This is a genomic window from Pleomorphochaeta caudata, assembly GCF_055395745.1.
In genome coordinates, this window is record NZ_AP042458.1 from 1,895,877 (window position 1) to 1,909,604 (window position 13,728).

Genomic DNA, 13,728 nt, shown 5'->3' on the forward strand with positions numbered 1-13,728 from the left:
CTTTTTTTCAAATAGGGATTGAATAAATTTTCTTAGTACGGTAATGTCCCTAACGGTAACAAAAACAGCAACTAAACAAACGATGAGTTTTAAATTTTTTTTACTTTTAATTTTTCAAAAAAAATAAAAAAAACTATTGACTTATTACTTTAAAAGCTGATATGTTACTAGAGCGCCCTTAAAAAGGAGCGTTACAAATCAAGTTTAATTTGTGGACTTTTTTTGTATAAGATATTTGAAATTACGAGCGTAAGGGAAGAGAAAGAAGAAAGCAAAAATACCGCAATTTTAATTGTGAATAGAGGGCTTTCTGTCAATTCAATAAATAAGAACTAAGATGAAATAAGCTAATGTTCGTTATAAAGCGAGTGACAGGAATTAAATAATTTTGTTAATTAATATTGTGATCTTTATGATCACATTTTATATAACGGAGAGTTTGATCCTGGCTCAGAACGAACGCTGGCGGCGCGTTTTAAGCATGCAAGTCGAGCGGTAAGCTAACTTCGGTTAGCCTAGAGCGGCGGACGGGTGAGTAACACGTGGATAATCTACCCCCTTGTTGGGAATAGCCTGTGGAAACATAGGGTAATGCCGAATAATACTTTTTGATCATAAGATTAGAGAGGGAAAGGCGCTGAGGCGTCGCAAGAGGATGAGTCTGCGTCCCATTAGCTAGATGGTAGGGTAAAGGCCTACCATGGCAATGATGGGTAGCCGGCCTGAGAGGGTGATCGGCCACATTGGAACTGAGACACGGTCCAGACTCCTACGGGGGGCAGCAGCTAAGAATCTTCCGCAATGGACGAAAGTCTGACGGAGCGACGCCGCGTGAACGATGAAGGCCGTGAGGTTGTAAAGTTCTTTTCGAGAGGAGGAATAATGTTTGCAGGGAATGGTAGGCAGATGACGTGAATCTCGGAATAAGCCCCGGCTAACTACGTGCCAGCAGCCGCGGTAACACGTAGGGGGCAAGCGTTGTTCGGAATTATTGGGCGTAAAGGGCGTGCAGGCGGTGTTGCAAGTCTGGCGTGAAAGATCTCGGCTTAACCGAGGGAACGCGCTGGAAACTGTAATACTAGAGTACAGGAGGGGACATTGGAATTCCAGGTGTAGGGGTGAAATCTGTAGATATCTGGAAGAACACCGGTGGCGAAGGCGAATGTCTGGCCATGTACTGACGCTGAGACGCGAAGGTGCGGGGAGCAAACAGGTTTAGATACCCTGGTAGTCCGCACAGTAAACGATGTACACTAGGTGGTGGGTAATAATATTCGCTACCGAAGCTAACGCATTAAGTGTACCGCCTGGGGAGTATGCTCGCAAGGGTGAAACTCAAAGGAATTGACGGGGGCCCGCACAAGCGGTGGAGCATGTGGTTTAATTCGATGATACGCGAGAAACCTTACCAGGGCTTGACATATATTGGACGAAACTAGAGATAGTTTTTCCCTTCGGGGTCGATATACAGGTGCTGCATGGCTGTCGTCAGCTCGTGCTGTGAAGTGTTGGGTTAAGTCCCGCAACGAGCGCAACCCCTACTGCCTGTTACCATCACGTTATGGTGGGGACTCAGGTGGGACTGCCGGTGACAAACCGGAGGAAGGTGGGGACGACGTCAAGTCATCATGGCCCTTATGTCCTGGGCTACACACGTGCTACAATGGCCGGTACAAAGCGCAGCTAAGTCGCGAGGCTAAGCGAATCGCAAAAAGCCGGTCTCAGTACGGATTGGAGTCTGCAACTCGACTCCATGAAGTTGGAATCGCTAGTAATCGCATATCAGCATGATGCGGTGAATACGTTCCCGGGCCTTGTACACACCGCCCGTCACACCATCCGAGTTGGGGGTACCCGAAGTCGCTAGTCTAACCAGTAATGGGGGACGGTTCCGAAGGTATGCTTGGCGAGGAGGGTGAAGTCGTAACAAGGTAGCCGTACCGGAAGGTGTGGCTGGATCACCTCCTTTCTAATAAGAAAGGCAAGTATCTAGGAATCTCACAGCCAGATACGAAATACTGATAGGATGTTATCCGATAGGTGAAAGACCTATCAAAAAAAAGCAAAGACCCTCTATAGGTATAAAAAAGCTTTTAGACTTCTCTTCCCGCTCATAATTATAAAAAAGACAACGGGGGCATAGCTCAGTTGGCTAGAGCATCGGCTTTGCAAGCCGAGGGTCAGGGGTTCGAGTCCCCTTGCCTCCAATAGAAAAAGATATTTGACAAACATAGCGTTAGGGATTGTAAAGATAATATGGTCAAGCGAAAAAGGGTCCACGGAGGATGCCTAGGAGCCGCCAGACGAAGAAGGACGTGGTTAGCTGCGAAAAGCTGCGAGTAGGGGCCAACACCCAATGATCCGCAGGTCTCCGAATGGGGTAACCCGACAGTCTGGATGATTGTCACTGTTATATGAATAAAATAGTATAATAGAGGTATACGCTGGGAACTGAACCATCTAAGTACCAGCAGGAGTAGAAATCAAAAATGAGATTCCCTTAGTAGCGGCGAGCGAAAGGGGAAGAGCCCAAACCAAGCGCTTTTAAGTGTTTGGGGTTGTAGGGGTGCATCTGGGAATACCCGGTTAGTAAGAAAAGTATGAGTTAGACGAAAGATTCTGGGACGATCTGTCAAAGAAGGTGAAAGCCCTGTAGTTGAAAACGAATACTCTAATTGGATGCACTACCTGAGTACGGCGGGACACGAGAAATCCTGTCGGAATCTGGGGGGACCACCCTCCAAGGCTAAATACTCGGCGGCTACCGATAGCGCATAGTACCGTGAGGGAAAGGTGAAAAGCACCCCGGGAGGGGAGTGAAAGAGAACCTGAAACCGTGGACTTACAAGCGGTCAAAGCCCAGTAATGGGTGATGGCGTGCCTTTTGTAGAATGAGCCTGCGAGTTACCGTGTGTAGCAAGGTTAAGGGATAGGAGTCCTGGAGCCGTAGGGAAACCGAGTCTGAATAGGGCGATAAGTTGCATGTGGTAGACCCGAAGCCAAGTGATCTAACCATGGCCAGGCTGAAGCTGGAGTAAAATCCAGTGGAGGGCCGAACGTAAATCCGCTGAAAAGGGTTGCGATGAGCTGTGGTTCGGAGTGAAAGGCTAAACAAACTTGGAGATAGCTGGTACTCCCCGAAATAGCTTTAGGGCTAGCGTTACGTGGACTGCCACGGAGGTAAAGCACTGGATAGATGCGGGCCCTTCACCGGGTACCAAGTTTAACCAAACTCTGAATGCCGTGGTACAATGCGTAGCAGTCAGACGGCGACTGATAAGGGCCGTCGTCAAAAGGGAAACAGCCCAGACCGTCAGCTAAGGTCCCAAAGATATACTAAGTGGGAAAGGAAGTGTGATTGCACAGACAGCCAGGAGGTTGGCTTAGAAGCAGCCATTCCTTCAAAGAGTGCGTAATAGCTCACTGGTCGAGTAGTCATGCGCCGACAATCCAACGGGGCTAAGTATATCACCGAAGCTACGGCACAGCGCTAGACGCTGTGGGTAGGGGAGCATTCTGTGTACGGATGAAGTCAAGACGGAAGTTTTGGTGGACGGGACAGAAGAGAGAATGCAGGCATGAGTAACGAAAAGAGGGGTGAGATCCCCCTCCGCCGAAAGCCTAAGGTTTCCAGGGTAAAGTCAATCTACCCAAGGGTTAGTCGGCCCCTAAGGCGAGGACGAAAGTCGTAGTCGATGGGAAGCGGGTCAATATTCCCGCACCTCTCAGTGTTTCGATGGAATGAAGCATAGGGTGAAACGCGGCAGGGCGACGGTTGTCCCTGTCAAAGCAGCGATGCGTTAAGGATAGTAGGAAAATCCATTATCCAAGAGGAGCTGTCAGCGATTACTTCTACGGGAGTAAGAAGCGCGTGTAATCGTCGTGCCAAGAAATAGTTTCTAAGGTAAGGCACTGAGGGACCGTACTACAAACCGACACAGGTAGGCGAGCTGAGAATGCGAAGGCGTACGGAAGAACTCACGTTAAGGAACTCGGCAAAATGCATACGTAACTTAGGGATAAGTATGGCTCACGTGAGTGAGTTGCAGAGAAATGGCCCATGCGACTGTTTACCAAAAACACAGGTCCATGCCAACCAGCAATGGGAAGTATATGGACTGACACCTGCCCGGTGCTGGAAGGTCAAGGGGAGTGGTTATTCATTTTTGAAGAAGCTGCGAACCTAAGCCCCAGTAAACGGCGGCCGTAACTATAACGGTCCTAAGGTAGCGAAATTCCTTGTCGGGTAAGTTCCGACCCGCACGAATGGTGTAACGATATGGGCGCTGTCTCAACGTGAGATCCGGTGAAATTGAAGTTCAGGTGAAGATGCCTGATACTTGTGGTTAGACGGAAAGACCCCGTGAACCTTTACTTCAACTTGACATTGAAAATTGGACAAGGATGTGTAGGATAGGTGGGAGACGTAGAAGCGTGGACGTCAGTTTGCGCTGAGTCGTTGGTGAAATACCACCCTTCCTTTTCCAGTTTTCTAACCCTGGCCGTGAAGCCGGTTAGGGGAGAGTGTCAGGCGGGAAGTTTGACTGGGGCGGTCGCCTCCTAAAGTGTAACGGAGGCGCGCGATGGTCACCTTAGGATGGTTGGGAATCATCTTTCAAGTGTAAAGGCACAAGGTGGCTTGACTGCGAGGCATACAAGCCGAGCAGGTACGAAAGTAGGTCTTAGTGATCTGGCGGTAGCGTGTGGAAGCGCCGTCACTTAACGGATAAAAGGTACTCCGGGGATAACAGGCTGATCTTGCCCAAGAGTTCATATCGACGGCAAGGTTTGGCACCTCGATGTCGGCTCATCGCATCCTGGGGCTGGAGCAGGTCCCAAGGGTTTGGCTGTTCGCCAATTAAAGCGGTACGCGAGCTGGGTTCAGAACGTCGTGAGACAGTTCGGTCCCTATCTGCCACAAGCGTTGGATGTTTGAGGGGTTCTGCTTTTAGTACGAGAGGACCGAAGTGGACAAACCTCTAGTGTATCAGTTATCGTGCCAACGGTAAGTGCTGAGTAGCTACGTTTGGAAGGGATAACCGCTGAAAGCATCTAAGCGGGAAACCCTCCCCGAGATGAGACATCCCATCCTCTTTAAGAGGACTGAAGGAACCAGGAAGAATACCTGGTTGATAGGTCGAGAGTGTAAGCATGGTGACATGTTCAGCTTATCGATACTAATAAGCCGTGAGGCTTGACCATATTATCGTTGCGATCCCGAAAATATCGCACTTAAGTTGGATAGATAAATACTAATTTATCTCTCTAAATTTAAGTTGGCCCGGTGGCCATAGCAGAGTGGATACACCCGTTCCCATCTCGAACACGGCAGTTAAGCGCTCTCACGCCGATGGTACTACATTTTTGTGGGAGAGTAGGTAGCTGCCGGGCCTTTTTTTTTCACCTTTTAGGTGATTTTTTTTGCCTAAAAAACCCTTAAAGATTTCTCCTTAAGGGGTTTCTCTTATTAATGATTATTTTATTTAAGGCTTCCAGGAATTAAAACTGATGCATTAATTGCAGCATCTTTAGTTGCATTCACTATTGCTTCTTTTAAAGGAATATTTTTAGATATGCTGTATGATAGAGAGGCTAAGAAAGTATCTCCACATCCAACAGTATTTACTATTTTATCAAAATTATAAGGTTTTACTTCATAGAAACCATTATCATATACCCAAATAGGTCTACTTCCTCTAGTTATAATAGAGATAGTTTTATATTCATCATATATTTCTTTCATTTTATTTATTGTTTTTTCTTTGATAAAATCAGAATCTTCATTCTCTTTTAAATCTAAATCAAAAAATGTTTTACAAAATTCTGATAAATTAGGTTTAATTATATTAGGTTTATAAGGTAAACATTTTTTTAACTCTTCTTTACAAATATCCAAAATGACAGTTTTTTTATTATCTTTTGCTTTTTTTACAAAATCAGCATAAATATTTTTATCATATCCAGGAGCTCTAGTTCCTGTAATAATCAATAAATCAAAATAATTTAAATTTTTATTGAATATTTCAACAATTTCTTTTGCACAGTTTTCATCAACAGCATTAGCTTCTTCAACAAGTTCAGTTGTCTGGTGATTATTTGAGAGTATTGTAGTACATGTTCTCATTTTATTTGAGTTAATAGCGTACAGTAAATTAACATTATCACTGTTGCATTGACTTATCATCTCATGCATTCTATTTTTTCCAAGATGAGTTAATACTACACTAGCAAGTCCTTTTTGAGCTAAAACTCGTGCAGTATTAACACCTTTTCCTGATGTGTTAAAAATTATTTTTTTTGCTCTGTTAACTTCTCCAATATTGAAATTGTCAAATATCATTGTTCTTTGAAAAGTTGGATTGAGGCATACTATTAATATATTCATGCAGTTTAGTTTCCTATTTTATGTAAAACAAAATTAAATTTATTGTGAGAATTTTACATCAATTATTAGATTTATTGCAACAATAGTTAAATAAAATATTAATTTACATCATAAACTTCTAATGATTGATTTATTTGTTTTATAGATTTATTATAACTCTCATGAAAATGTTAAAAAATTTAAAGGCAATAATTTTGGATTTGGATGGTACTCTATTAAATCCACAATTATCAATTTCTGAAGATACAAAAAACACCCTAATTCAATTAAGAAAAAGAGGTGTTTTAATTATAATTGCATCAGGAAGAACTCCTCAAACGGCAATTCCAATGACAAAAGATTTAAATATAAATGTTCCTATGGTTTTAGCAAATGGAGCATTAATTTTTGATCCTAAAACTGAGCAAATAATTGATACTATTTCTATTAGTGAAAACACAGTATCTTATTTAATAGATTTATCAAAACAATTGTCAAAAAGTTTAAATATATATACTCCAAATAATATTTATCTTGAAGACGATAAAATTAAGCCATATATGATGGAAAGTGGAGATAGTGGAAGTAATTTATTGCCTCATAGCAAATTCAACTTATCTGAGGAAAAAGTCTTAAAGTGTGAATTTTTTGGTAAAGGTGAAGGAATAAATAAAGATCTAATTAAATTACTAAAAGAGAAAAGTATGATTTTAGAGGATGAATTATATATAACTTCTGCGCATATAAATTATTTAGAAATATTAAATAAACAAGTAAATAAATATTCTGGTATTATTAATGTTTTAAATAGGCTTGGTTTAAAAGATAGTGAAGTTTTAGCTTTTGGTGATAGTCATAATGATTTAGAAATGCTAGATAAATTACCAAATTCAGTTGCAATGGGAAATGCAGGAGATAATGTTAAAGAAGTAGCAAAATATGTAACAAAGTTGAATTCTGAGGATGGTATTGCATATTTTATTAAGAATAATACAGATTTAATTAATGATTAAGCTTATGGATAAAAAAAATCTCTTTAAATATAATTTTTAAAGAGATTTAATTGTTATTTATGTTATTTGTTTTTATAGATTTTATTTAATATTTTTTAATTGAATTTGTAAGATTTTCCATAATCTAAAAGCTTCATCTTCTGTTAGATTTAAAGAATTTTTCATAGCTTCTTCTAAAATCATAGCACGACTTGTTGTTGAAACTATTCCATCAATTCCTAAATCATATAAAGCTTCAGTTCCTTTTCCAATATCACCTGCTAATGCTATAACTGGGACACCCCATTTTTTAGCTAATTTAGCAACTCCAACTGGGACTTTGCCTCTTTTGCTTTGTCCATCAATTTTACCTTCACCTGTAATAACTAAATCAGCATTTGATACTGCTTGTTCAAAACCTATAGCAGTTAAGACTAATTCAATACCACTGGTAAGTTCTGCATTTAAAAATGCTTTTAGTGCAAATCCAAGTCCACCAGCTGCACCGCTACCTGGTTCAAGAGCTTCTTTTTCTTTATTTACTAGTTTTGAAAAGTTTTCTAAGCTTTTATCAAGGAATTCTACAGTTTCTTGATCTGCACCCTTTTGTGGTCCATAAATATAGCTTGCACCATTTATTCCACATAAAGGATTATCTACATCACAAGCTACAGAGATTTGTGAAGTTGAAAGATTTTTATCTAGGCTAGATAAATCATAATTTGTAATTTTTGCTATGTTTAATCCAATTGGTTTTATTAATTCACTATTTTCATCGTAAAATTTTGCGCCAAGAGCACTCAACATTCCAATTCCGCCGTCATTAGTAGCACTACCACCAATTCCGATTACTAGATTTTTAATTCCATTATCTAGTGCATGTTTAATTAATTCACCTGTTCCATAAGTTGTTGTATATAATGGATTTCGTTTTTCACTTGGAACAAGAGGTAAGCCACTAGCAATTGCCATTTCTATAAAAGCTGTATCTTTATTTCTTACATAACTTGCTTTGATTTTATTGAATAAAGGGTCATTTACTTCAATTTCTACTTTGTAATAGCCTTCTAAGCTATTAATTACTTCAATTAATCCTTCACCACCATCTGAAACTGGGAATTTTACTGTTTCTACTGATTCGTCAGCTTTATGAATTCCCCGTTCAATAGCTGATGCAACATCTAAAGAGGTTGCACTTCCTTTAAAAGAATCTGATGCGATTACTACTTTCATTATTTCCTCCACATGATATTAGAGTATCATGGAATTTTTAAATACATAATTGTTTTATAAACTAAATATTATGGTTTTTATTTGTTATATATGCTAATTATTATTTATTTGATAAAAGAAATCGATACATAGTTGAAATAGGAGAGTGTCTTTTATATTTCTAGGGTCTAAATTTGTATCTTCTTTAATTTTATTTAAGTGATATTGCAACGTATTAGGATGCATATTTAATTTTAATGCAGCTCTTTTTATTGACCCATTAAATTCAAAATATGTTTTTAGTATTTCTATTGGTTTTTCAATATTATCACTATTATATTTTGAAAATATTTTATTTATTATTTCAGTTTTTGTTGAAGTTGGAATATGTTCATAAATTAATTCAATTGCTAAATCTTTATAGTAAGAAAAACCACTAATATTTCTTAATCTTTGTATGTTAAGTGCATGTATAGCGTTTTTGTAATACATATTAATATTATAAAAATCTTTAATTATGCTACTAATTCCGATAAAAATTTTTACATTATCAGTTTTTAATGAATTAATTATTTTGTTTAATTGATTATTTAAATTGATTTTATCTAATTCTTCTGTAGCAATAATTAAATAATTTGATTCTTTAAAAATTAAATTTGAAGTATTGCTTGTATAAAATCTATTTATAATTTTCTTTTCAAGATCTATAGCTAATTGCTGATTTGATGCTGAAATATATAGAGCAATAACTCTTCTTTCTTTTTCAATATTTATATTTAAATCTAATCCTCTTTGGATTAACTGAAGATTATAAGGAGTATTATCTGAGGCAATCCAATCAATTAGAAAATAACTTTTAATTAATTCCTTATTTCTTTTTGCTTCATCTTTAGCTTTACCTTCAACTAAAATCTCAGTCATTTTTTTAACTATATTTCCATATGCTCTAGTTGTTTCTGAAGTTCCTGTAATTCCAACAACACCAATTATTTCATTGTTAAATTCTATTGGGAAATTTAGGCCCTGATAAGTTCCTTGTAAATCAGAATCCTTTTCTTGAACTTCTAACTCATTAAGTTTATTAGTTATTATTTTGTAGGCACCTTCATGAAAGGTATTAATCCTATTTTTATTTGAACTAGCTATTATAATACCTTTATTATTCATAATATTTATTTTAGTTTTTAGTAATTGAGATATTTCTTTTACTATTTCTTGTGCATCTGTTTTTGATAATTCCATAAAAATATATTAACATGGTTTATAATTGCAGTGAAAGTATATTTATTTTAAAATGATAAATAGCTGCTATAATGTTAAAAATATAAAATAATTAAAGAAATATTTTTAATTATCGTATATATTATATTAAGATAGAAAAAAGTAGAGGTTAATGTGGCAGATAAAATTGAGTTTTATAAACCTACCTTAAGAAGAAAAGATATGCAGTCAGTCTTGCAAGCCATGGTAGATGAAAAAATCGGGCCTGGTGCAAGAAAACAAGAATTTATAAATCTATTATGCCAAAGATTAAATAAAAAAAATGGTTTGGCACTTCGTAGTTATTACGATGCAATAATTTCTTCATTAAAAATCGCAGGTGTAAAAGAAAATTCAAATGTAGTAGTATCTATTCTTTCTCCTAAAATATATAAATTAGCAATAAATTCATTAAAAGCAAAAGCTATTTATGTGGATATTGATAGTGATACTTGTAGTTTAAGAAGTGAAGATATTTTAGAAAAAATAGAAGATAAAGATGTCGCTGCAATTTTGCTCTATGAACCTTTTTGTCAAATCCCTTATTCTGAAGATTTTAAAGCTTTAGGAATAAGTGTAATAGAAGATATTTCTCAAAGTTTTGGATCTACTTTTGATGAAGATTTTGCAGGAAGTTATGGGGATATTGTTATTTGTGCCTTTGAGCAAGAACATATTGTTTCTTGTGGTGGGGGCGCGGCAATATTATATGATAAAAAGGAATATAAAGAACTTTTAGCAAAAGAATATTCTTTAATATCTAAATATCAACAATTACCCGATTTAAATGCAGCTTTGGGGATTATTCAATTATATGATGTGGAAAAACATTTAGCTAAAAGAAATGAAATCTTTAATATGTTTAAAAATGCATTATTAAAAACTGATCATAAATTATTTGGTCAAAAAGATATTAACTTTTTTTCAAATGGTTGGTGTTTTCCTGTTATACTAGAATCAAATCCTGATCAAGTAATTGATTTTGCGAAAAAATATAATGTGACTTGTATGAAAATGTTCACAAACAGTATTGGTAATGATTATAAGAATCAATATTCATTATATCCAAAAGCAAGTGCTGCTGTATTAAGAGGTGTAGCATTTCCAATTTATCCATTTTTAAAACCAGGTGAGATAGATATTTTGGTAAAAGTAATTTCCCATTTACCTTAAGGAGTAATATTAATTATGAAAGTTAAACTAAAACATATTTTAATTGTCGCTAATTGGCAGAAACAACATATAGAAGAGACATCTAACGAAATTATTAGATATTTGAATAGCTTTGATATTAAAACAACTTTAGTGAAAACCAGCTCAAATTCAGCAGATATTAGATTTGATGGTGAAATTGATTTAGTTATTTCTCTCGGTGGGGATGGTACAGTCTTATACTGTGTTAGACATTTACAGAATTTAGGAGTACCTATTTTACCTGTTAATATGGGAACTTTTGGTTATATTACTGAAGTATCATTAAGTGAATGGAAAAAGACTTTGCACTCCTATGTGGAAGATGGAAACGATCATGTTTTACATAAACGATCTACAATAAAAGCTTCAGTAATTAGAAATGGTACAGTTGTTTTTGGTGGAACCGCTTTGAATGAAGTAGTTGTTACTTCAAATGGTTTAAGTAAAGTAATAACTTTTGATATGAGTGTAAATGAGACCTTTCTTGGAAGTTTCAGAGCTGATGGTATGATTGTTTCAACTCCAACAGGAAGTACAGGATATTCACTAGCTGCAGGGGGACCAATTGTTGATAATTCTTTATCGGCTTTAGTTTGTACTCCAGTTTGTCCTTTTACTTTATCCAATCGACCTTTAGTTGTCTCAAGTAAAAGTAGTATTTCTATTAAAATTTTAGAAGATCAGAGAACTGATGTTATGATCAATTTAGATGGACAAGTTAATGAAAAAGTTTTTGAAAATGATATTGTAAAAGTTATTCAATCAGAAACAAAAGCAATTTTATTGGTAACAAATAATAGAACTAATTATGATATTTTACGTGATAAATTGAATTGGTCGGGAGGCAGAGGAAATGCTTGAGTGTTTAGATATTCATGCTTTTAAACTTATTGAAGATATCCATATTGATTTTAAAGAAGGCTTTAGTGCTATAACAGGTGAAACTGGAGCTGGTAAATCAATTATGCTTTCTGCTTTGACTTTATTGTTGGGGGCAAAAGGAGATACAACTTCAATAAGAAATGGATTTGATAGTGCTACTGTTATTGGGCAATTTTATATTGATAAAAAAGATAGTGAATTATTGAGATTCCTTGATGAGAATAATATTAATCTTGATGATGATACTATTATTATAAAGAGAATAATAAAAACAAATGGGAGAACTTTAAGTTATTTAAATAATGAAGCTGTAAATAGGAATTTATTAAGTCAATTAGCATCATACCTAATTGATATCTCGGCTCAGCATGCTCATCAATCCATAATGAAAAAATCTAAACAATTAAATCTTCTAGATAGTTATGGGGATTTCTTTGAGCTCTTGAAAGATTATCAAACAACATATAATAAAGTTAAAGAATTAACTGATGAAAAGACTCGAATCGAACAGGTAATTTTGGCATCTAGGCAACAAGAAGATTATTTAAGATTTGCTTATGAGGAAATAAATAGCGTTGATCCAAAAGAAAATGAAGACGATGAATTAGATGATAAGATTAAAAGAATAAGTCAATTTGAACAAATTCATGACAACATTTCTTTGATTTTAGATATTTTAAGCAATTCATATGAGAGTAGTAGTACATTAAATAATATTGATAAATGTAATGAAATCTTAGATAAAGTAAAGAGGAGAGATGATTCTATAATTCCTTTATCGGCACGAATGAAAAGTTGTGCCTTAGAGCTTGATGATATATATGAGACTTTAAAAGACTATTTAGATAATATGCAATATAGTCAAATTGAATTAGATGAAATGCAAAGTCGTTTATCTCAATTACAAAAATTAAAGAAAAAATATGGACCATCCTTAGCTAATGTTATGAATTTTAAAAATGATATTGATTCTAAGATTAAAGCCTTAACGAATGGCGAAGATGATATAATATTTATTGAAAATCAACTTAAAAAAACTAAGATAGAATTAAAGCAAAAAGCTTATACTTTAAGTACCCAAAGAAAAAAAGCTGCAATAAAGCTTTCTTCTTCAATTGAAGAGAGATTAAAGAAGTTGGGAATGCAGCATGCAAGTTTTGCCGTTGATTTAGTTGAAAAAGATTTTTCTCTTGATGGTATTGACGATATAACGTTCTTAATGAGTGCTAACCCAGGTGTTCAAAAAAGAGATATTAAAGAAATTGCAAGTGGTGGTGAATTATCTAGAGTTATGTTAGCTATAAAAGCTACATTGAGTGAAAAAGATAATTTATCTACTTTAGTATTTGATGAAGTCGATGCAGGAATTGGTGGTCAGGTTGCAACCAATGTCGCTGATACTTTATTAGAGTTATCTAAAACTTCCCAAGTAATAGTTATAACTCATTTAGCCTCAATTGCAAGTAAAGCTAATTCACATTTGATGGTTAAAAAGAGTGTAAAATCTAATTTAAGTTTTACAACTATTGTTGATCTAAATAAAGATGAAAGGGTTGTTGAAATTGCAAGAATGTTATCTGGAGATATAAAGTCTGAAGTTTCATTAGAACATGCAAAAACTTTATTAAATTAGTATCACAATTATACTTTTATTTATAATTTTTAATATAATAATTATATTATAAATATATAAAATTATATAATAATTGTATATATTGTATATCTTTTATATTGTAAACATTTATTTCTATATAACTTTAATATGATAATTCTATATTTTATTTATAATTTTGATATAAAAAATAGGCACATAAGATGCCTATT

7 protein-coding genes, 1 tRNA gene and 3 rRNA genes are annotated in these 13,728 nt (G+C 35.5%); 8 read left to right on the forward strand and 3 right to left on the reverse strand.

The genetic code is table 11. The features are described 5' to 3' along the window. Positions 1-427: 427 nt before the first annotated feature. The 4 genes from ACZ5RS_RS08855 to rrf all read left to right on the forward strand — a co-directional run bounded on the left by ACZ5RS_RS08855 (position 428) and on the right by rrf (position 5,391). Positions 428-1,969, forward strand: a 16S ribosomal RNA gene (locus ACZ5RS_RS08855). Positions 1,970-2,133: 164 nt separating this feature from the next. Next, positions 2,134-2,207 (forward strand) — tRNA-Ala (locus ACZ5RS_RS08860). A gap of 51 nt (positions 2,208-2,258) precedes the next feature. Further along, positions 2,259-5,202 (forward strand): 23S ribosomal RNA (locus ACZ5RS_RS08865). Between the two features lie 78 nt (positions 5,203-5,280). Continuing rightward, positions 5,281-5,391, forward strand: a 5S ribosomal RNA gene (gene rrf / locus ACZ5RS_RS08870). Together the 16S, 23S and 5S rRNA genes with 1 tRNA gene alongside form the textbook arrangement of a ribosomal RNA operon. Before the next feature lie 88 nt (positions 5,392-5,479). Here rrf and ACZ5RS_RS08875 read toward each other — a convergent pair. Then, positions 5,480-6,385 carry a PfkB family carbohydrate kinase gene (locus tag ACZ5RS_RS08875; protein WP_464634558.1) on the reverse strand — a complete coding sequence of 302 codons (906 nt, stop codon included), beginning with the start codon at positions 6,383-6,385 and terminating at the stop codon, positions 5,480-5,482. 161 nt (positions 6,386-6,546) lie between these two features. Here ACZ5RS_RS08875 and ACZ5RS_RS08880 point away from each other — a divergent pair, with 161 nt between their 5' ends. Continuing rightward, positions 6,547-7,377 carry a Cof-type HAD-IIB family hydrolase gene (locus tag ACZ5RS_RS08880; protein ID WP_464634560.1) on the forward strand — a complete coding sequence of 277 codons (831 nt, stop codon included), beginning with the start codon at positions 6,547-6,549 and terminating at the stop codon, positions 7,375-7,377. 81 nt (positions 7,378-7,458) lie between these two features. Here the strand turns inward: ACZ5RS_RS08880 and ACZ5RS_RS08885 are convergent, their stop codons facing one another. After that, on the reverse strand, positions 7,459-8,589 hold the full coding sequence (locus ACZ5RS_RS08885; protein ID WP_464634562.1) for a glycerate kinase: 1,131 nt from the start codon (positions 8,587-8,589) through the stop codon (positions 7,459-7,461). A 93-nt stretch (positions 8,590-8,682) separates the two neighbouring features. Further along, complete coding sequence (locus tag ACZ5RS_RS08890; RefSeq protein ID WP_464634564.1) at positions 8,683-9,810, reverse strand: CdaR family transcriptional regulator; 1,128 nt, start codon at positions 9,808-9,810, stop codon at positions 8,683-8,685. A gap of 153 nt (positions 9,811-9,963) precedes the next feature. Between ACZ5RS_RS08890 and ACZ5RS_RS08895 the strand changes: the two genes are divergently transcribed. From ACZ5RS_RS08895 to recN, 3 genes are read left to right on the forward strand one after another with little or no spacing between them, the layout of a single operon-like run. Then, complete coding sequence (locus ACZ5RS_RS08895; RefSeq protein ID WP_464634566.1) at positions 9,964-11,001, forward strand: DegT/DnrJ/EryC1/StrS family aminotransferase; 1,038 nt, start codon at positions 9,964-9,966, stop codon at positions 10,999-11,001. 15 nt (positions 11,002-11,016) lie between these two features. Then, positions 11,017-11,883 carry an NAD(+)/NADH kinase gene (locus ACZ5RS_RS08900; RefSeq protein WP_464634568.1) on the forward strand — a complete coding sequence of 289 codons (867 nt, stop codon included), beginning with the start codon at positions 11,017-11,019 and terminating at the stop codon, positions 11,881-11,883. Beyond that, positions 11,876-13,537 carry a DNA repair protein RecN gene (gene recN / locus ACZ5RS_RS08905; protein ID WP_464634570.1) on the forward strand — a complete coding sequence of 554 codons (1,662 nt, stop codon included), beginning with the start codon at positions 11,876-11,878 and terminating at the stop codon, positions 13,535-13,537. The genes ACZ5RS_RS08900 and recN overlap by 8 nt, the downstream gene beginning before the upstream one ends. Positions 13,538-13,728: the final 191 nt, after the last annotated feature.

Bases quoted from the DNA above. Each gene is read 5' to 3' on its own strand.
- ACZ5RS_RS08900 (WP_464634568.1), top strand. From the start codon at position 11,017: ATGAAAGTTAAACTAAAACATATTTTAATTGTCGCTAATTGGCAGAAA.
- ACZ5RS_RS08875 (WP_464634558.1), bottom strand. From the start codon at position 6,385: ATGAATATATTAATAGTATGCCTCAATCCAACTTTTCAAAGAACAATG.
- ACZ5RS_RS08890 (WP_464634564.1), bottom strand. From the start codon at position 9,810: ATGGAATTATCAAAAACAGATGCACAAGAAATAGTAAAAGAAATATCT.
- ACZ5RS_RS08880 (WP_464634560.1), top strand. From the start codon at position 6,547: ATGAAAATGTTAAAAAATTTAAAGGCAATAATTTTGGATTTGGATGGT.
- recN (WP_464634570.1), top strand. From the start codon at position 11,876: ATGCTTGAGTGTTTAGATATTCATGCTTTTAAACTTATTGAAGATATC.
- ACZ5RS_RS08885 (WP_464634562.1), bottom strand. From the start codon at position 8,589: ATGAAAGTAGTAATCGCATCAGATTCTTTTAAAGGAAGTGCAACCTCT.